At 50.9% G+C, this 19,434-nt stretch carries 22 protein-coding genes and 1 pseudogene; 6 read left to right on the forward strand and 17 right to left on the reverse strand.

Going from position 1 to position 19,434, the window contains the following annotated elements; all coding sequences use genetic code 11:
* Positions 1-236 precede the first annotated feature (236 nt).
* The gene (locus tag REH51_RS10275; protein WP_009723844.1) at positions 237-1,238 is read left to right on the forward strand and encodes a porin; all 1,002 of its coding nucleotides are present in this window, start codon (positions 237-239) and stop codon (positions 1,236-1,238) included.
* 152 nt (positions 1,239-1,390) lie between these two features.
* On the opposite strand, the gene REH51_RS10280 is transcribed toward REH51_RS10275, so the two are convergent.
* Positions 1,391-1,531: a hypothetical protein gene (locus tag REH51_RS10280; protein ID WP_009723843.1), complete on the reverse strand. Its 141-nt coding sequence runs from the start codon at positions 1,529-1,531 to the stop codon at positions 1,391-1,393.
* A gap of 76 nt (positions 1,532-1,607) precedes the next feature.
* On the opposite strand from REH51_RS10280, the gene REH51_RS10285 reads away from it, so the two are divergent.
* Entirely contained in the window at positions 1,608-3,230 is a 1,623-nt protein-coding gene (locus REH51_RS10285; protein ID WP_234667949.1) for a bifunctional metallophosphatase/5'-nucleotidase, read from the forward strand.
* 81 nt (positions 3,231-3,311) lie between these two features.
* Here the strand turns inward: REH51_RS10285 and REH51_RS10290 are convergent, their stop codons facing one another.
* The 8 genes and pseudogenes from REH51_RS10290 to ugpB all read right to left on the reverse strand — a co-directional run bounded on the left by REH51_RS10290 (position 3,312) and on the right by ugpB (position 10,586).
* Positions 3,312-3,680 (reverse strand): DUF1428 domain-containing protein, encoded by a 369-nt coding sequence (locus REH51_RS10290; RefSeq protein WP_009723840.1) that lies wholly within the window; start codon positions 3,678-3,680, stop codon positions 3,312-3,314.
* Positions 3,677-4,054, reverse strand: coding sequence for a YciI family protein (locus REH51_RS10295; protein ID WP_009723839.1), 378 nt, complete (start codon positions 4,052-4,054; stop codon positions 3,677-3,679). The genes REH51_RS10290 and REH51_RS10295 overlap by 4 nt, the downstream gene beginning before the upstream one ends.
* A complete protein-coding gene (locus tag REH51_RS10300) occupies positions 4,051-4,896 on the reverse strand; it encodes a VOC family protein (protein WP_009723838.1) in 846 nt (281 codons plus the stop codon). The genes REH51_RS10295 and REH51_RS10300 overlap by 4 nt, the downstream gene beginning before the upstream one ends.
* Positions 4,897-4,978: 82 nt before the next feature.
* Positions 4,979-6,208: pseudogene (locus REH51_RS10305) on the reverse strand (RNA polymerase sigma factor).
* Between the two features lie 128 nt (positions 6,209-6,336).
* A complete protein-coding gene (locus REH51_RS10310; protein ID WP_498935631.1) occupies positions 6,337-7,389 on the reverse strand; it encodes a sn-glycerol-3-phosphate import ATP-binding protein UgpC in 1,053 nt (350 codons plus the stop codon).
* Positions 7,390-7,391: 2 nt separating this feature from the next.
* Entirely contained in the window at positions 7,392-8,234 is an 843-nt protein-coding gene (ugpE, locus tag REH51_RS10315) for a sn-glycerol-3-phosphate ABC transporter permease UgpE (RefSeq protein ID WP_498935633.1), read from the reverse strand.
* 43 nt (positions 8,235-8,277) lie between these two features.
* The gene (gene ugpA, locus REH51_RS10320; protein WP_009723834.1) at positions 8,278-9,162 is read right to left on the reverse strand and encodes a sn-glycerol-3-phosphate ABC transporter permease UgpA; all 885 of its coding nucleotides are present in this window, start codon (positions 9,160-9,162) and stop codon (positions 8,278-8,280) included.
* 98 nt (positions 9,163-9,260) lie between these two features.
* Positions 9,261-10,586 carry a sn-glycerol-3-phosphate ABC transporter substrate-binding protein UgpB gene (gene ugpB, locus REH51_RS10325; protein ID WP_009723833.1) on the reverse strand — a complete coding sequence of 442 codons (1,326 nt, stop codon included), beginning with the start codon at positions 10,584-10,586 and terminating at the stop codon, positions 9,261-9,263.
* 246 nt (positions 10,587-10,832) lie between these two features.
* Between ugpB and argE the strand changes: the two genes are divergently transcribed.
* Positions 10,833-12,002, forward strand: a complete 1,170-nt coding sequence (argE, locus tag REH51_RS10330; protein WP_009723832.1) for an acetylornithine deacetylase — start codon at positions 10,833-10,835, stop codon at positions 12,000-12,002.
* 106 nt (positions 12,003-12,108) lie between these two features.
* Here the strand turns inward: argE and REH51_RS10335 are convergent, their stop codons facing one another.
* The gene (locus REH51_RS10335) at positions 12,109-12,420 is read right to left on the reverse strand and encodes a hypothetical protein (RefSeq protein WP_009723831.1); all 312 of its coding nucleotides are present in this window, start codon (positions 12,418-12,420) and stop codon (positions 12,109-12,111) included.
* Positions 12,421-12,574: 154 nt separating this feature from the next.
* Between REH51_RS10335 and REH51_RS10340 the strand changes: the two genes are divergently transcribed.
* The 3 genes from REH51_RS10340 to REH51_RS10350 all read left to right on the forward strand — a co-directional run bounded on the left by REH51_RS10340 (position 12,575) and on the right by REH51_RS10350 (position 13,885).
* Positions 12,575-13,048, forward strand: a complete 474-nt coding sequence (locus REH51_RS10340; RefSeq protein WP_498935635.1) for a YchJ family protein — start codon at positions 12,575-12,577, stop codon at positions 13,046-13,048.
* Positions 13,041-13,331 carry a GIY-YIG nuclease family protein gene (locus REH51_RS10345; protein WP_009723829.1) on the forward strand — a complete coding sequence of 97 codons (291 nt, stop codon included), beginning with the start codon at positions 13,041-13,043 and terminating at the stop codon, positions 13,329-13,331. Before REH51_RS10340 ends, REH51_RS10345 begins: the two co-directional genes overlap by 8 nt.
* A gap of 164 nt (positions 13,332-13,495) precedes the next feature.
* Complete coding sequence (locus REH51_RS10350) at positions 13,496-13,885, forward strand: VanZ family protein (protein ID WP_498935636.1); 390 nt, start codon at positions 13,496-13,498, stop codon at positions 13,883-13,885.
* Positions 13,886-14,028: 143 nt separating this feature from the next.
* On the opposite strand, the gene REH51_RS10355 is transcribed toward REH51_RS10350, so the two are convergent.
* From REH51_RS10355 to nhaC, 7 genes are all read right to left on the reverse strand, one after another.
* The gene (locus tag REH51_RS10355) at positions 14,029-14,526 is read right to left on the reverse strand and encodes a hypothetical protein (RefSeq protein WP_498935638.1); all 498 of its coding nucleotides are present in this window, start codon (positions 14,524-14,526) and stop codon (positions 14,029-14,031) included.
* Complete coding sequence (locus REH51_RS10360; RefSeq protein ID WP_009723826.1) at positions 14,519-15,115, reverse strand: hypothetical protein; 597 nt, start codon at positions 15,113-15,115, stop codon at positions 14,519-14,521. The genes REH51_RS10355 and REH51_RS10360 overlap by 8 nt, the downstream gene beginning before the upstream one ends.
* Positions 15,116-15,182: 67 nt before the next feature.
* Entirely contained in the window at positions 15,183-15,764 is a 582-nt protein-coding gene (locus tag REH51_RS10365; protein ID WP_009723825.1) for a hypothetical protein, read from the reverse strand.
* Positions 15,764-16,615, reverse strand: coding sequence for a polymorphic toxin type 44 domain-containing protein (locus REH51_RS10370; RefSeq protein WP_009723824.1), 852 nt, complete (start codon positions 16,613-16,615; stop codon positions 15,764-15,766). The genes REH51_RS10365 and REH51_RS10370 overlap by 1 nt, the downstream gene beginning before the upstream one ends.
* A 1-nt stretch (position 16,616) precedes the next feature.
* Complete coding sequence (locus tag REH51_RS10375) at positions 16,617-17,102, reverse strand: PAAR domain-containing protein (RefSeq protein ID WP_498935640.1); 486 nt, start codon at positions 17,100-17,102, stop codon at positions 16,617-16,619.
* Between the two features lie 301 nt (positions 17,103-17,403).
* The gene (locus REH51_RS10380) at positions 17,404-17,808 is read right to left on the reverse strand and encodes a universal stress protein (protein WP_009723821.1); all 405 of its coding nucleotides are present in this window, start codon (positions 17,806-17,808) and stop codon (positions 17,404-17,406) included.
* 85 nt (positions 17,809-17,893) lie between these two features.
* Entirely contained in the window at positions 17,894-19,372 is a 1,479-nt protein-coding gene (gene nhaC / locus REH51_RS10385) for a Na+/H+ antiporter NhaC (protein WP_498935642.1), read from the reverse strand.
* Positions 19,373-19,434: the final 62 nt, after the last annotated feature.

A 19,434-nucleotide genomic window follows, 5' to 3' on the forward strand; every position in this document is an offset into this window, starting at 1 on the left:
TAAGAAGAATGAAATATATCGCCTTTAAGGTAGCCAACGACGAGGTAAACATATCCTCGATTGTGCCTTCGCAATGCGCAATAAAATGCTAAGTATAAATATTTAATAATAAGGTTTTTTGGATTTTTCTAAAGAGCTAAAGATTAATAAAATTAAGTTAGAGTTCTTCGTAACTGAAAGTCTATTGAAACTAAAAGTGCTGATAACAAGCGCTAACTACTTTTATGGGATCAATCATGTTTAAAAAGACGACACTTGCTCTGGCTGTTAGTGGTTTGTTGGGTGCTTCGGCAGCCCAAGCGGCAGTGGTATATGATCAAGACGGCACGACGCTAGATATTTACGGCCGCATCGCTATGGGGTTTGAAGGGGGCGGTGAAAAAGATGGCGTTGATAACGGTGAAGAATTCCGTAATTTCGGTTCTCGTTTGCGCTTTACGGCAGGCCATCAAATCAACGCTGATCTGCGTGCGTTTGCTCGAGTAGAATGGCGCTTTACCGGGGATGAGCGCAGTCGTCCAGGCTTTGACGAAGTACGTAATAGCTACCTTGGCCTCGAAAGTAAGCAGTACGGTACGTTTATGGCCGGTAACTATAATAGTTACTACGATAACTACGTCATGACACCGTTCGATGTTTACGTAGAGCGTGGTTATGAATTCGCCGGTGGTGGTCTGCAGGCGCGTGGCGACTCGATTGGCTATAAAACACCTGAAATCAATGGTTTTCAGGCCGTTTTCTCAGCGAAACACTTTTCTGAGCGTGGGCTTACTGAAGCGCAGCAGTCTAGTGAAGGCAGCGTCATCGCCACACAAGGGGGTGTTGTTTACGCGACTGGCCCCGTACGTTTAGCGCTTGGTTATGTAGAGGATACCGTTCGTGGCGGTGGCAACGGTGAAACACGTTTTGGTACTACGGCCACGTACGACATCAATGACGCTTTCTCTGCGCGTTTAGGTTACGAAACCCGTGGCGACAACGATACGCGAGGCGGCGGTTTTGACACGGTAGGGTTAGGTGGTACTTTTGCCACCGGCGCTTGGACCTTCTATCTCGATTATTACAACATTGATCCCGATAATGCGGATAATGATCGTGACGCTTGGGCCGCTGCGGCGCATTACGATATTTCTAATAATCTTGATGTGTTTGTCGAGCTAAATGATGCCAATCAAGATGCTATTAATGACTTCGAAGATGATCTGTATTACGCAGTAGGTGCACGCTATCACTTTTAAATGATAGATAGCTTCCTTAGCGTTTAATTGACTTATTAAGATCGTTTTGCCGATGTGCTAAAAGTGCATCGGCTTTTTGCGTTATGCTGGCTATCATAATGGCTAAATAGTTTTAGGGGTCATGATGTGACATCAGTCTTGGTAAGGTGTGGTCAGTCTAAGGGTTTTTTTGCCGCTGGCGCTTGGCGCTTTTTCTCGCGACGACGCTGTTTGGCTAACGCGTTGCCGTTGGCTAGTTCCACTAAGTAGGCGATTTCTTCATCGCTAAGTGGTTTGTGCGGTTGGTTTGCCATTGATGTCACCACTTTGTCAGGCCTTTATGGCACGCTAACGATGAACGATGACATCAATATGAAAGGAGCCACTAAGATGCGTTTTAGCCGCTATAGGATTGCGCTAGGGACAGCGTTATTGGCCACCATTACGCCCGCCCTTGCCGACAATTACACCCTCACGCTGTTTCACACCAACGACTTACATGGTCGCACCGATCAGTACCCACAGCTGATCACCACGCTAAACGAAGCGCGTGAGGCGTATGGCGAAGGGTTACTGTTGGACGCGGGCGATATTTTTTCTGGCACGCTCTACTTCACTGAGTTTGCTGGCCAGGATGCCCTCGAATTTATGAACTTAATGGGCTATGACGCTTTTGTCCCTGGCAATCACGAATTTGATTTGGGTGATCCTGAAGCGGGGCACCAAGCGCTAGCCGCGTTTTTTGCGGATGCAGCGTTTCCTATTTTAGGCGCCAATCTGGATTTTTCGGCCGCGCCTGAATTTGCTGGCATGCTCGATGGGTCTATCAGCGTAGACCCGCAGTCAGGGGTGCTCTATGACGGTATTATTGTTGAGCACAATGGCGAGCCTATCGGTATCTTTGGGTTAAGTACCCAGGATAGCGAGACGATCTCAAGCCCCGGCCCAATCACTATCAGTGATTACCGTGAAGCAGCCGAAGACATGGTGGCGCGCTTTGAAGCGCAGGGGGTGAATAAGGTGATCGCACTTACCCACCTGGGGTACGACAGTGACCCCAGCGTGGGTAACGACCTTCTGCTGGCTCAGCACGTGGCGGGTATCGATATTATTATTGGCGGCCACAGCCATACCCGCGTGTCTCCCCCTATGCTTGTTTCTGAAAACCACGCGGGAAAACCACAAACGCCTACGGTGATCGGGCAGGCGGGTGAGTATGGCCAGTATTTAGGTGTGATGCAGGTGACGTTTGATGCCGATGGTGTGGTGGTGGAGGTAAATGGTGAGCTATTAGCTGCCGATGAACGCGCAGCAGACCCTGATGCTGCTGAGCGTCTGGAGCCTTACACGGCAGCGATCGAAGAGTTACGCGATACTCAGGTTGGTGCCACCGTGACCGCAGCGCTGCCCAATCCACGTCATGGCAGCGGCGACTCGCGAAGCGTGCGTGCTAACGAAACCGCGCTGGGCAATTTGATCACCGATGCCCAGCTGTATGCCGCACGCAAAGTAGCGCCGGATACGATGCTGGCCATCCAAAACAGCGGCGGTATCCGTGAACCGGTCGAGACCGGCGATGTCTCTGTGGGCGATTTGATCGCCGTACAGCCGTTTGGTAACCGTTTGACGCTACTGGATGTTACTGGCGCTGAGCTACTCGAAACGTTCGAAATTGCCCTAACCAATGTGCCCGATGAGAATGGCGGATTTTTACAAGTGTCGGCAGGTGTTGAGCTGGTGTACGACAGCCGAGAGCCGGTAGGCGAGCGTGTGGTTAGCCTGACAATAACGCAGCAGGCTATTGACCCAGAACGCACTTACACCATCGCGACGAACAACTTTACTGCCGCTGGCGGCGATAGCCACGCAGTATTAGGGGCTGCTTACGAGGATGGCCGCAACACTATTGTTGGTAACACTGATTGGCAAATGCTGCGTGATTACCTAGTGTCGCTTGGGGAAGTAACTTACCGAGTGGAAGGGCGGATAGTAGATATTGCTGAAAGGGATTAGGTGAAAACAAGTCCCTGCAAAGAAGTCTCTGCAAAGAAGGGCTTTCGGGCCGTTTCTATTGAATGAAACGGCCCAGCGTTCTCACACAGTAATGATGCTTTTAAAGCCCCCATAAATAAGACGCTTACCATCAAAGGGCATGGGATTAACGTCCATTTGTAAACGTGAATCTTCCATGACTTTTGGCATAGCGACATCGCGTACCGCTTTGGAAGGCCATTCTATCCATGAAAAAATAACGCTTTCGTCGTTTTGGCGTTTAACCGCCATGGTGAACGAGGTGACCTCTCCTTCGGGAACATCGTCTTCCCAGCACTCCACCACTCGCAGTGCGCCGTACTCTTTGAACACGACGGCGGCAGCCCGGGCATGCTCAATAAATTCAGATTTATTATTGGTTGGCACGGCAGCGATGAAGCCATCGACATAGGGCGTGGCGGAAGTGTTCATGCTGTTTCTCCAGCGTTTGATTTCGGTGGGAGTTCTCGAGCGGGGCGTATTTCGATACTGCCGAATCGGGCAGGCGGGATGCGGCTAGCTAGCTGCAGTGCCTCATTCAAGTCGTGGGCTTCCAGCAGGTAGAAGCCAGCCAACTGCTCTTTGGTTTCGGCAAAGGGGCCGTCGGATACCAGTGTCTCGCCATCACGTACCCGCACGGTGGTTGCAGTCTCCGTTGGTTGTAATGGCTGCCCAGCGAGATAATTGCCGCTGGCGTTCAGGCGCTCGACCCCCGCGATACACTCCTGGTTGAGGTCGTGCCACTCCTGTTCACTCATGGAATTGATGATTTGCTCTTGGTAATACACTAGCGCAACGTACTTCATGGGACGTCTCCTTCGGTGGCTAAAGGACAGTTTTCTGACGAAACGTTAACCATCCAGTGAATGCCAAAGCGGTCGGTTGCCATGCCGAACCCAGGCGACCAGAAGGTGGCTTCGAAGGGCATAGTGATCTCGCCACCGTCCGCTAGGCGTGCGAACGTATTCGAGGCCTGTTCCTTATCTTGATACTCCAGCTGTACATGAACCCCTTGGGGAGCCATGTATTTCTCTGGGTCCATGTCGGCGCCCATTAAGCGTCGGCCACGCAGATTTAAAGAGGCATGGATAATGTGGTCATGGAGAGCAGGCGGGGTGTGTTCAGCGGCAGGCGTTTCAGCGTAAGTCATTAGGCATTCCAAATGACCACCAGTGACGTCGGCATAAAACTGCATGGCTTCACGGCAGGTGCCGGGAAAGGCAACATACACGTTCATTTCGTCCGGAATGCGGGCGTGGTGGCGGTGTTGTTCCAGGCCACCGCCCGGCTCGAAATCTTCCAGCGAAAAGTAACGCCGTAACTCTAGAGTCACGTTGCCATCGGCATCCTGAGTGGGCCACTGCTGAGCCCAATGAATGGCCTCTTCAAGTGTTGGCGCTTCTAGTACGCTGTAGCCTGCCATTCGTTCACTTGGCGGCGATAACGGGCCGGGGATGATGGTAGGCGAGCCATTCTCGAAACGGATTAGGCAGCCATCACTGGTTGGGCGTAGGCCGTTGCCGCTGACCAGTACCCCGGCCTTAATCATGCGTTCGTTATAGGCGGCCATGGCCGCTAGCATGTCCTGAGAGGGTAAGGTGCCATTTTCGGTAGTGGTATCGGCACGGCGAATTAGCATGAATTTCATTGAGAGACTCCTGGGTGATCAGGGGTGTTACTCTCACTAGTCGTTTGGCGGGTCTTCAAATCGACACGGCTTGTTTATTTTTTTATGCAGATTGCTCTAGTTCGTTTAATCGCTTTAGCAGAAAGCGTTTTTCGGGATCCAGCGTGGCTAATAGCAGCGCCTGTTGGTAGGCGCTGCAAGCAGCATCTTGTCTACCCAGGCGGCGCAGTAAATCCGCTTGTGCTGCATAAAATAGATGGTAGCGGCTCATTTGCGGGTGATGGGCCAATTCATCAAGATGCTGCAAGCCGATTGCCAGCGCACCATTCATGGCAATGGCCACTGCGCGATTCAGTGCCAGAATTGGTGAAGCGTTGCGGTGGCATAGGGCATCGTAGAGCCTCACGATTCTGCCCCAGTCGGTTTGCTCGGCGCTGCTAGCCTGGGAGTGTTCGGCGGCAATTGATGCTTGAAGGGTGTAGTAGCCTGTTGGTGTGAGGGCCAGCGCCTGCTAAAGCCACTCAATGCCGCTACGAATGTCCTCTTGGTGCCACAAATCTCTGTTTTGTTCGTCCAGGGTGACTAAATCACCAGCCTTGTCTTGGCGTGCATCGCGGCGCGCATCATTAAGCCGCATCAGTGCCATTAATCCAAACACCTCGCCACTGGGTAGCAGCCTTGCTAACGCCTCACCTAGGCGCATGGCTTCCTTCGTCAAACTGACATCGACGACATGGCTGCCCCTGCTGCGTGAGTAGCCTTCGTTGAACACTAAATAGATAACCTGGAGTACATCCGGCAAGCGCTCGGGAAGCGCTTCGCTGTCAGGCACAGCGTAGGGGATGCGTGCATCGCGAATTTTGCGTTTAGCGCGCACGATGCGTTGCGCCAGCGTGGCGGGGTTCATGAGTAACACACTCGCCACCTGCTCGGTGGTGAGGCCACACATTTCCCGCAGGGTTAGTGCAACGCGTGCTTCCATGTTCAGGCTTGGGTGACAACACGTGAATAGCAGTCGCAGTGCATCGTCTTGGATCGTCGCGGGTTCGAGATCCAGTGTCTCTTCGGGGGGTAACAGCAAATGAGCTCGTCGTCGTGCTGCGCTACGCTGGCGAACCTGATTGATCCCACAGTGGTAGCCGGTACGAATTAACCAGGCTTGAGGATTGTCGGGCGTTCCGTTCAACGGCCATTGCTGAACCGCTGCCACAAACGCATCCTGCGTTGCTTCTTCGGCAAGCTCGAAATCCCCTAGTAAGCGAATCAGTGTCGCCTTTACGCGCCGGGAGTGATCACGGTATAGGGTGTCGAGGCAATAACATGCTGTCTTCATAGACCAGTATTCATCGCAGAGATCCATACGCTACCTGCACAAAAAACGAGTTGGGCAGCGAGTCGTTGTTATTAGCTCAAACGTAGCGCATGAAGTCTCCGATGACGTACTTTTCTTAAGAAACGATGTTAACTACCGGTGCGCTTTCGGGTGGTGCTGTTAAAAGGATGAAGTGCATCGCGGGTTACATAGAAGCGCAATGTTTCCCCTTCACGAACGGCTGGCTGGGCCGTGGTGCGAATCACCGTGGGTTGTTCGCTGTCGACGAGATTAACGTAAAGATGGCTTTCCGCGCCTGCCGCTTCAAAGAGCATTAGTGTCGCGTCGATCGCTAGATGGGGTGCCTCGGGTGCGGTGAGGTGCATGTCGTCTGGGCGAATGCCGAGGGTGTCGGTGCCTTCGGGAAGGTGTTCAAGCACGCTGCTGCTTTGAGTACGCAGATAATCCAACGGCAACATGTTCATTGCGGGGGAGCCAATAAATTCCGCAACGAACATCGTGGCCGGACGGGCGTAGATCTCCATCGGTGTGCCTACCTGCTCAATTTGCCCGGCATTCAGCACCACCAAACGGTCGCCCAGGGTCATTGCTTCCAGTTGATCATGGGTTACGTACAAGCTGGTGGTTTTTAGGCGACGTTGCAGCTGTTTAATCTCTACTCGCATTTGTACGCGCAGCTTGGCGTCCAGGTTGGAAAGCGGTTCATCGAATAAGAACGCTGAAGGCTCGCGGACCAGTGCTCGGCCCATCGCTACCCGCTGGCGCTGGCCGCCGGAAAGCTTGCGGGGTTTGCGCTCCAGGAAGTCTTCAATTTCCAGCATCTTGGCCGCTAAACGTACGCGTTTATCAATGTCGTCTTTTTTGAACCCTCGGTTCTTTAAGCCATAAGCGAGGTTGTTGTAGACAGTCATGTGCGGATAAAGCGCGTAGTTTTGGAACACCATGGCAATATCGCGCTCGGCGGGCTCTAGCTTATTCACTACTCGATCGCCAATTTTTAGCGTGCCTTCGGTGATGGTTTCAAGCCCGGCGACCATCCGCAGCAAGGTCGACTTACCGCAACCGGATGGTCCGACAAGTACGACAAATTCACCGTCTTCAATCTGTAGGTCGATCCCTTTGACCGCAGCGACGTTGCCCGCATAGGTTTTTTTTAGCCCTTCCAGGGTAATGCTGGCCATCGTTATTTCTCCGTCTCGGTCAGGCCTTTTACAAAGAGGCGTTGCATAAACAGAATCACCAGTACCGGGGGCAGGGCGGCCATTACTACGGCAGGCATAATCAAGTGCCACTGGGGATTTTCTTCTGAGGTCATGCGCTGAATGCCCATCACAATGGTGTAATAGTCAGGGTCGGTGGTGATCAGCAGTGGCCACAGGTATTGGTTCCAGCCATAGATGAACATGATCACAAACAGCGCCGCGATATTAGTAACGGATAGCGGCATAAGGATGTCTTTAAAGAACTTGAGTGGACCAGCACCATCGACTCGGGCCGCTTCCAGCATCTCTTCCGGAATCGTCATAAAGAACTGACGAAATAGGAACGTCGCCGTTGCCGAGGCAATCAGTGGGATTGAGAGACCCGCGAAGCTGTTCAACATATTGAGATCTGCGACGACCTGAAACGTCGGAATAATGCGTACTTCGACGGGCAGCATCAGCGTGATGAAAATTAGCCAGAAGAAGAACATCCGAAAACGAAAGCGGAAGTAAACAATCGCAAACGCCGACAGTAGCGAGATCGACAGTTTTCCTACGGTAATTGCCATGGCCATAACAAAACTGTTCCACAACATCATGCCTGCTGGTGGGGCACCTGCGTTGGAAACGCCGGACTGCCACATACGGGTAAAGTTTTCGATGCCATGGGCGCCGGGCAGCATCGGCAGCGTGCCGCGTAGCAAATCGCCTGGTGCCTGGGTAGATGCCACTAGCGCAACGTACACGGGGAACACCACCACTGCGACGCCAAGCATTAATGTGAGGTGGGCAAAAAAATTCGCCCAGGGTCGGTTCTCAACCATCACAAGGCTCTTTTGTTAGTAAGTAGTTGGTAGACAAACGGCATTAGTAATTCACCCGTCGTTCAATAAAGCGGAACTGCACCACCGTAAGGGCGACTACAATGGCCATTAAAGTCACCGACTGAGCGGCCGATGAGCCTAAGTTCAAGCCTACGAAGCCATCGGCGTAGACCTTATAGACCAGCGTGTTGGTCGCTTGGGCAGGGCCGCCCTGAGTGGTGGCGTGGATAATGCCGAACGTATCGAACATGGCGTAAACCACGTTGACCACCATCAAAAAGAAGGTGGTGGGTGTTAGCAGTGGGAAAACGATGGTCCAGAACCGTTTTATGGGGCTTGCGCCATCAATAGCTGCCGCTTCAATGAGCGACTGGGGTATCGACTGTAAGCCTGCGAGGAAGAACAGAAAGTTATAAGAAATCTGCTTCCAGGCGGCGGCAAAAATCACCAGCATCATGGCATCTGCGCCAGAGGTGCGGTGGTTCCACTGGTAGCCGACCATGTCCAGTATGTAAGGCACAATGCCAATTGAAGGGTTGAAGATAAACCACCACAGCACACCGGCAATGGCGGGGGCAATCGCGTAGGGCCACACCAGCAGCGTGGTGTAGGTGCTGCGTGATCGGATCATGCGATTAACCGTGCTAGCTAACAGCAGTGCAACGGACATGGAAAGCAGCGTGGTACCTACCGCAAACACCACCGTGACAGAGAGCGAGTTGAGATAAGCGCCATCGCGAAAGAGTCGCGCAAAGTTTTCTAAGCCCACAAAGGTGGTGCGTAGCCCAAAGGCATCTTCCCGCAGCAGTGACTGGTAAAGCGCTTGACCGGCAGGCCAAATAAAGAAAATCAGCGTGACAATGACCTGAGGAGCCAGCAGGGCGTAGGGCAAAAAGCGCCCAGGAAAGGTCATGCGTTTGGTTTGCATAGGCGACGTATCCTGCGTCTATAAACGGCACCAATAAGTGGGGCACTTAAAAAAAGGCTCGCCGCCTGCCAGGGGCAGGCGGCGGAGCGGGTGCTTACTTACTGGTTGGCTGATTGAAAGTCGCGCAGCAATCGATTACCACGTTCAACCGCAGAATCGGCAGCTTCTTGGCCAGATTTAGCACCGGTCATCACGGCCTCCATCTCTTCGGAGATGATGTCGCGGATCTGTACAAAGTTACCAAATCGCAGGCCCTTCGAGTTTTCAGTCGGCTCGTTTAGCGTCATCTGCTTCAGAGAGATATCGGCGCCCGGGTTCTCATCGTAGTAGCCCTGCTCTTCGCTCAAGTCCCACGCCGCTTGGGTGATTGGCAAGTAACCGGTTTGCTGGTGCCACTCGGCTTGTACTTCAGGTTGTGAGAGGTACTCAAAGAAGGCAGCAACGGCTTCATATTCGTCATCGGTGTGGCCTTGCAGTGCCCACAGGGTGGCACCGCCAATGATGGAGTTCTGTGGCGCACCATCAACGTCGTCATAGTAGGGCTGCATACCGAAACCGACTTCAAAGTCGGAATTAGCAGCGACATCTGCGCGGGATGCAGAAGAGCCAAAGAAAATCGCACACTCTTGTGAGTAAAACAGCGGTTCAGAGTCTGGCCCGGAACCAGGGCCGCCCCAGTTAAAGGCGTTTGCATCTTGCCACGTCTTCAAATTATCCCAGTGGCGGGCCACCAGTTCATTGTTGAAGTTGAACTCTGTTTCTATCCCGCCAAAACCGTTTTCTAACGTCCCTAGCGGCGAGTTATGCATGGCAGAGAAGTTTTCCAGCATCACCCAGCTCGGCCATGAGGTGGTGAAACCACAGTTGGCAGCACCCGATTCGGTAATTTGAGTTGCGTACTCCGCCACTTCGTTCCAGGTTTGCGGCGGCTGCTCAGGGTCTAAACCTGCCTCCTCAAACACGTCACGGTTGTAATACATAATCGGCGTAGAGGAGTTGAACGGGAACGACAGCATGTTGCCGTTTGTGTCGGTGTAGTAACCGACTACCGCAGGAAGGAAAGCGTCGCGATCAAACGCCCGGCCATGATCTTCCATTAGCTGATACACCGGATAAATGGCGCCATCAGCATTCATCATAGTGCCTGTGCCGACTTCGAATACTTGGAGAATATGGGGCTGTTCGCCTGCACGGAACGCCGCAATGGCACCGGTCATCGTTTCGGTATAATTGCCGCGATAGCTAGGCGTTACACGGTAATCATCCTGAGAGGCGTTAAACTCCTCCGTCATTTCTTCAAGGATTTCACCAAGCTGGCCTCCCATGGCGTGCCACCAAGTGACTTCGGTCGCGGAATGGGCAGAAAGGCTAAACGTGGCGGTAGCCACCCCTAGGGCAAGCGCGTGCAGTGTGAAACGAGACATAACGGCTCCTTGTGGGTCGTTCGCAGTACGTTTATTAAGTTTTTGGGTGCACTGAACAGTAGAAAGTGTAGATGACGTTTTCATGAATGCACGATGAACTCGACGTGACAGTCAACGTTTAGCTGGCCGCCGACCTGCTGAATAGGAAAAGGTGAATGGCGGGGATAGGGTGATTTGAGATAGGGTGATTTGAGATAGGGTGATGTGAGACAAAGTGATATGAAGAGCCTAACTAACGAGAGCAGCATGACTGACGCGACCACATTACTAGCGAAGCTGGTATCATTCGATACCACCTCAAGTGGATCAAATTTAGCCTTAATTGAATTCGTTGAGCACTATTTAGCAGATTATGGTGTTGCTTCAGAGCGGGTGATGAGCCCGTGTGGAACCAAAGCCAACCTGATTGCCCGCGTAGGTCCGGACGTCCCTGGCGGCGTGATGCTTTCTGGGCATACCGACGTGGTGCCGGTGGCAGGTCAGCCATGGTCTAGCGACCCGTTTACTTTACGTGATGGCGGCGATGGCCGTCTTTACGGGCGTGGCACCTGTGATATGAAAGGCTTTATTGCCTGTGCGTTAGCCATGGTGCCTACCTGGGTCAATGCGTCGCTGAAGCAGCCTATCTTTTTCGGGTTTTCTTATGACGAAGAAATCGGCTGTGTGGGCGCACCTAGTCTTATTCAACGCTTTTACGAGCACTACTCCACCACCGCCCACGTAATTGTTGGTGAACCTACCAGCATGCAGCCTGTGGTCGCTCAAAAAGGCGCAACTAATCTGCGCACCACCGTGATTGGTCGGGAGGCCCACAGTAGCCAAGTGAATCAAGGCACGTCAGCTATCCATGTTGCGGCAAGGCTCGTCACGTTTATTGAAGACACGATGGCGGCATTGGTGGAAGAGGGGCGCGTCGACGAGGCCTTTAACGTGCCGCACACCAGTCTGCATGTGGGCAAAATAAAGGGTGGCACGGCAATCAATATTATGGCGCGGGAGTGCCAATTCGAGTGGGAAATTCGCCACCTACCCACGGACACCTTCGACGAAATATATGCACGCTTTGAGGCATATTGCGAACAGCTTAGCGAGGAGCTAACTGCAAAAGGTAAAACGGTAGAGATGACCACAGAGCCGTTAAACGTGACAGTGCCGGGGCTGGCCGACCGAGATAACGATCAGGTACTACGCTTGGCTAAAGACCATTTGCCTAGCAGTTGCTGTCAGCATGCGGTGGCATACGCCACCGAGGCTGGGCAGTTCCAGGGTCAGGGATTGCAAACCATTATTTTAGGGCCGGGCAGCATCGCCCAGGCGCATCAACCCGATGAGTATATTGAGACGGCCCAGTTGTATGAATGCACGGCGTTTATGCAGCGATTAGGGCAGGCGTTAGAAACATCCTATTCGGGATGATGGCTGCTAATGAGTCCGTAATATAAATAGCGCACAATAAAAAACACCCGCCAATGGTTAAACGGGCGGGTGTTTTTCTGAAACATTTCTATGATGCTTATTACAACTAGTGCTGATGTTGCTCTTCATAAAGCTCTGCTTTCGCATGGCGCATCACATCTTCGCAGGCCTGTTGGCGGGCAAGCTGAGTCAGCAGCCGCTGAGTCACTTCAAACCCTTTTTCCAAACAGGTATCGACTTCGTCTCGGCTAACGTGCGGAGAGACGTTGTAGTCGATTTTTACCGTACGGCCACCGCCTTCTAGTCGATCGGCGATTTGTCTAAGCCGCCACGCGATTCGCTCTTTCCAGGTTGCTGATTCTACCGCGCCTTCGTTTACGCTAAACGTGCACTGCCATTCGGGTTTGTAAACCTTCATAGGAGAACCTCCACTGCGTTTGGAAAGAATGATCGATCGTGTGTCGTACTCCGTCTGTCTGATGATGTAGCTCTGGTACTATACCTAACTCTGTGCCAATACCGAAACAAAACGTATACCAAATCAATAAACCAAAGAATACAGAGCTTTCAATATGACGCTTTCAACGCCAGTCTCAACGTCAGGCAACTGCCCGTGTGGCAGTGGTGCTGCATTCACGGCGTGTTGCCAGCCTTATCATCAAGGTGCAACGGTACCTACGCCGGAAGCGCTAATGCGTTCGCGTTATACAGCATTTGCGTTGAATAGCCGTGATTACCTACTTGCCACTTGGCATGCATCAACGCGGCCAGGGCAGCTAGCGTCCGCCCCAGACACTCAGTGGAAAGCGCTCACGATTGTTGCGGCACCGCCAGCAAAAGATGGGCAGGGCACGGTACATTTTTTAGCCTATTTTCGTGAACAAAACCGCTGGCATGTGCTGGAAGAAAGCTCACGCTTTGTGTTTGAAGATGGGCGCTGGTGGTATGTGGATGGCGTGCCGACCATCGAGCGCCTTAAACCACGGCGAAACGAACGCTGCCTATGTGGCAGCGGTCGAAAAATAAAGAGTTGTTGCGGTGAATAGCCAAACCGCTAATTCCACAACGACTAATTCCCAATGGTACCTCTACTTACTTGAGTGCAAGCGTGGCACCTATGTGGGGATTACCAATAACCTAGCGAAACGTTACCAAGCGCACTGCGATGGTAAAGGCGCCCGCTATACCCGCGCCAACCCTCCGCTGGCACTGCTCGGCGCGCAGCCGTTTACAGATCGCGCAGCGGCCAGCCGCGCTGAATATGCGCTCAAGCGTCAAACGCCAAGTCGAAAACGTGAATGGGCCACTCAGTGGCCTTACACGTTATAAGTTAGTAACCATAGTGCGGACGCTTTTCTCAGGAGGTAACCGCCTGCGGCAGGCGGGTAGTGGTAATATCACTGCCAAGCATCAAGAAAACTCCATCCGCGTGCGCCAACCAGTGTCGGAGCATTCGGGAATAAGAACCAATAGTTAAGTTTAAGGCGTGATGTGTGTATAAATTAATATCAGCAAGCGCTGTGTGCTTTTTTGTTTTTATATTATGGATCCTCTATTTAGCTAACACTGGCGGAAATAGCCTATTTTTCGATTTTATTCGGAGCATCCCGTATGGCGATAAGCTGGGGCATATGGGATTGTTTGGCTTTCTTACACTAGCAGCCGTGGTTGGTTCGAAGTTTCGAGCGTTTCAGTGTGGAAAGTTGAACATTTATTATGGTGCGGTACTTGTCGCATTGTTCACCATTGGTGAAGAGTTCAGCCAACTATTTATTCCGTCTCGCACATTTGACCTTCTTGACTTGGCCGCAAATTTTGTCGGTATAGCACTGGCGGGGAGTATTGCCTATCTGACAAATAAATATGTAATTAAGAGGCTGTGAGGTTAGGCTATTTTTCACAGACGTTGGGTTTCAGGCTGAGCAACCTCGTTATATTATCACAACTCTTTGCCAGCGCTGGTCACGAAAGTTAAAGTGTTCTCTCGTCTCAGATTTACCATGACTGAGAGTGTCCTTCTATTAATTCATGATTTTAATTTAATCTTAAAATTTGAAATAGGTAATGATAATTTATTTTTATAATCAATGTTATGTATAGCAATATGCCAAGTGCCTTTGCGATAGGAGCTTACAAACAGTCCATAGTGATCAGGGTAAAACATTATCCCGACAAACATTGCCAGAGCCGAGTAAATGCTACGCTTTCCATTCCCCCATAACCAATATTGCATAGCTATCTCTTGGGCCGTATTGGTAGAGTAACCCGTCAAAATATGAAAAATATCATGATTTTCGCAATGCGGTTGAGGTTCAAATTCGTGCTGTGATAAAAAACACCCCAAACTAAATCCCAAGCTATCAGTCGGGTATGCAAGTAGTTGCTCTACGCGAATATTCCACGCTGGTCCAGTTTTAAATAATATGTATAAGTGGCTAAACAGTTTAAATCCAAAGCCTATTAACGCCTCTCGTATTGTATAAATAAAATTTAGTTTTGAAGCTTTATGATAAATGTTAGTCATACTCACCGCGGCAAAAATGCCAGTGCTCTTGCTCTAAAGGCTCACAAAATGTATAAACATACCCCACGTCTTCTTTTAGAGCTTCAGCGATAGAAGGAACGAACTCCTCACTCCAGTCAGCCCAGTTATACTGCCTGAACTCAGTAAGTCGAGATTTTGCTGTATGACTTGGCGTGTATTCTTGAAAGCCGTTGGGATTATACTGAATGTATCGGTAAGTGATGGGAACAAACTCTTTTACTATGTCAAAATAAAAATAAGCAGTAAAAGAACATTTAGGTTCGCATCGGTAAGAAAATGATACATGCTCGATCTTGCTATTCACGTCCGTTATGTCGGAGGGAAGTTTGTCGATGAAAGAATCACCTCGTAGTGACTCTGGCAATAAAATCTCATTTGTTACTCCAATGCCTCTTAAGTTTTTTTGTTGCATAAAGGCGTGAACTTGATCAGCAATAGTAGTTAGAGCCTGTGTTTGCTTTATTCCAGGCCGATAGCGCTCAACTGCCAGTAAATAACTTAGCCAGGCAAGAAAAATGCTGATGATCACCAACGAGATGATGATGGCTTTACGGCGATAGAAATGCATTTTTAAATTATTATACTCTGTATTGGTTGATGATTTTTAATAAGGTTGAGCACAGCATAGCCAATTGCTAGAGATGCTTACCTGTGCAGAGATACCAATGTGCCAACTCTGTAGTCTCGCAGAATAAATAACCATTTTTTAAGGGGCTGGCTTCTTCGGTGTTTTCGAGGGCATCTACTAACGATGGAATTACCCCCTCCTCAAAATATGCCCCACTAGGAGAGTATCTTAAATACCACCAAGGTGCGTATAATGGAAAGCCGCTTACTTCAAAAGGTCTTTTAATTCTAAAGAAAGCCTCGAAGTAGCAGTCTTGAAAATGACCGCAAACTTTCGTAAAGCTTGCGTTTTTGATATTAAGGGTTGAGTCTTCTATACTTTTTATTGCAGAGCTTGGGATTTGATTTTCTAGTATTGTCGGTTTAGCACGAAATCTACCATCACGTATATACGCCTCGGCATTTCCATTCTCTATGATGATTTTTAATATATCGTTTTTATCTATAAAGTCGAAGATTTTTTCGGCGCTCTTAGTAAGTTTGGGATCAGGGTGGTAGGTCATAACACCATAGATGTAACGCTGCCAGGCAAAAAAAGCAACGCCAACAATTAGGGGTATTATAAAAATCTTACGTCTATAGAATGACATTATTGTGCTGCTCCCTGGCTGTTTTTCAATTTAACTTCTTCCAGCCGCCGTCTGACCCCTTGGCAAGTATGGGGTATTTTGGAGCCCTTTTCCTCTGGATACTCTACTTGAGTGATTTCATTCATTAGTAGAGAGCCCGTTAACTGCTGAGGGGTAAAACGCTCATACAACGATATGCCTAAGTGGACTGAAAGGTAGTCGGTTACATCATCAAAGCGACGAAACCCCTCACCGTTAATATCACTGCGGTCAGTTGGCGATCTACCAAATTTTCTAAAATCATCGAGATACTGCGCCAGACCGGCGCCGTCTAATAGGCTGTCTTCAGAAAAGCCGATGTAGCGGCCAACATAACCGTAGTGAATGTTGGACCAGATATCGTAATAATATTCGTAGCCTTGGTATTTATGGTGATACGGTTCAGTCGTGATACCTAAGGTTGCAAACTGCCTTCCCCTCTCAGGATTCACCCTTGGGTCAAAGTATTGTTTGTGATCCCATACGCCGCCTGGCCTCACCAGTAAAGCCCAGCGGCCAAGTGCCGCTGCTTTTAGTTGCATTTCGATCTGCATAAAATTAGGCCTTGTGACTTCACGAGCAAGGCGCTGAACGATATTGAGTGACTCGCCTTCTCGCTGCCAGCGCTCTATGGCTTCAAGCCCGCTATAGGCGTTCTGCTGCTTTATACGCTGGGCGTCGTCGGATTCAACGTTGGTCTGAATTTCCTCAACGATCCAGGCAGCAACTTCCAGCGCCTGATCTCTATGTGGGCAGGGAACCGTGACGATAAAAGGGTCATCCAGCGTGGCGGGGGTGGTGGTGGTTTGTGCTATATGCTGCCACTGGGCCATTTCAACTGCTCCTGATCAAAACGTCGACGACCTTGGCAGCAAGCTCTGAATCCATCAGGTCTGCTTCCCCTTCGGCGTTGGTTTTCCCCTCGTTTGTTTCTCCACTTTTCAGAACTAACCGATAGAGTTGATTAGCAAGCGGGGAGCCGTATTCATCACGCAAAACAACGCGTCGGTTGTAGCGAGGTGGTTGAATGCCGGGGAGTGACGAGGCGCTTGCCCCGCCTGAAGGTTGGCCAGTGACAGCACTGGAGGCTGCGATTACCGTTCCGCCACATGAAGTTTGACTGCCGTGAATGGCGGGCGCAGCACCTTCAATGGTGTACCAGTCCAAGCCGGTAACGATACTGGCACCACAAGAGCTGCGGTCGCCAACGCGGGCGGCGGGAACGCCGTCAACAAAGGTGGTCGAGGCCGCACTGACAATGCGGTGAGGGCCTCCCTTGCAGGGGCAGGCAACTTGGTCGCCAAGCTTCGCTTGTTCCATGGCAGTATTATCTTCCTGATAAAGCCACTAAAGAATGCTTAAAGTGACTGCTCGTCTGAAGTTTTTAAATGGTTAGAGTGATTTGAGCTGGCTAAATTATCAAGCTAGCATTGGCTGGGAAATACTAAAAAATGTGTAATATTGATACTCTTAGCGTGTGATTAATTATCCATAATAAATAGTAGTTAAGTTTCAAAAGCATAAAAAAAAGGCAATTAATTGCCTGGCTTAAATATTCTTTATGTTTGGTAATAAAGCGCGATGCAACGCACCGCGCTTTTGGCTTTACTTTAGGGGATGTTTACCGAACTACCGTGACAGTACACGCTGCCTGGCGCACAACATTTAAGGCGGTGGAGCCCATAAAGTGGTCAGGGAAGCCGGGGCGGTTAGAGGAAATAATGATGCAGTCGACGCCGTTGCGTTTGGCAAACTTGACCACCTGATGGGCGGCGTTGCCTTCCACAACATGAATCTCGTAGCTTTCGTCGCCAATTTTCTTACGAATACCGTCCTTAATGCGCTGCGCAGTGGTTTCGCGGTAATCACTAGGCAGTGATGGAGCGATATAAGGGGGAATACGCTCCATCACCGAAATGATCTGTATGGTGCTGTCCGCGTCTGCCAGCTTGCGTGCCACGTCGATTTTTTGCAGCACATTGGAGTTATTGTCTGCCGCCGTGGTGATTAGAATATTCTTATACATATTGCGTGCCCTCAGGTTGATAGGCGGTGGTGCGAGGCGACAAAGCGGCCGCCTCTGGCCACGTGTTGGTCTGATAGGTGGCGATCTACTTCGCTAGCTCGGCTTGCGGCTGACTGTCAGTGGGCGACTGGTTATAGGTGTTGACGTCGTTACGCTCGCCTTCACGCCAAATGCAGATATTGAACAGGCCATACAGAATGGCAATCACGGGGGTGATAATGGCGAGGAAGGTCCAACCCATGTAATCCCACGCGGACACACCGAGCACGCCCATGTAGTAAGCACCGCCCAGCCCCCAAGGAACCAGTGGCGACGTGACCGTGGCCGAGTCCTCGCAGGTGCGTGAGCATACTGATGGCAGGATTTTGAGTTTGCGGTAGGCGGGCACGAACATGCGCCCTGGAATAATGATGGCAATATACTGGCTGGGCGAGAACAGGTTGGTGGCTAATGATGAGACAACGTGAGTAACGATTAGCCCGCGTGAATTACTGACCAGTTTGCCCATCTTTTCCAATAACACTTCGAGCATGCGGGTTTTCTCTAGTAGGCCACCCAGGCTAAGCCCGATAAAGCCCAGCGAGATTGTCCACATCATGCCTTGCAGGCCGCCACGGCTGAGTAAGCTATCGACGGCTTCAACACCGGTTTCCGAGACATAGCCGTAGTTCATGTAATTCATCATGCTGCCCAGCCCGACGCCTTGAGTGGCAACGGCGAGTCCCGCCCCTAACAGGCTACCAATCACCATCACCGCAAGGGCATTGATGCGCCGGTAGGCCAAAACAACCACCACCAGTGGCGGCAAGAAGGCGAGCAGCCCCACTGAGAAATTATCGCTGATGCCTGCTAGCAGTTCAGCGGTGCGGGAAATATCAGCCCCTTCGCCGTCAAAGCGCATACCAATAAAAAAGAACAGAATAATGGTAATGATTAGTGCAGGGCCGGTGGTGTAGAACATCGAACGGATGTGGTCGAACAGGTTGGCCTCGGCAACCCCTGCAGCGAGGTTGGTGGAGTCTGATACCGGTGAAATCTTGTCACCAAAGATAGCACCGGAAATAACTGCGCCTGCGGTCATTGCTGGTGAAATGCCTAGCCCGCTGCCGATGCCGATAAAGGCAACGCCGAAGGTGGCGGCAGTGGTCCATGAGCTGCCGGTGACCAGTGATGCAACAGCACACACGATGACGGCCGTGACCAGAAAATAGGAGGGGTTGATCAGTTGAAGACCATAATAAATCAGAGAGGGTATCGTGCCGGAGGCAATCCAGCTGGCAACTAGCACACCGACCATCATCAAGATCAGCATGGGTAGCATGGCGATTTCGCAGCCATACAAGATGCCTTTCTGAACATCCTGCCAGCTGAAGCCGGAATACAGCGCGATGATGGCGCAGACCACAATGGCAAAGATCAGCGAGATATGGGTGACCCAATCTTCGCCGAGGATAAATATCTGCGCAAACATCATGAAGCATAAGAAACCGATGCCAATGATGGCGCCCCAAAACGAGGGTCGTTTGTTTTCGTCGTTCGTTGTTGTTGACGTTGTCGTCGACATTATTGTTCTCCTTATAAGGAGTTAGTGTTATTTGCCGTTTGGTTAAACGGCGTCCAGTTGTC

Source organism: Halomonas bluephagenesis, from assembly GCF_054790765.1.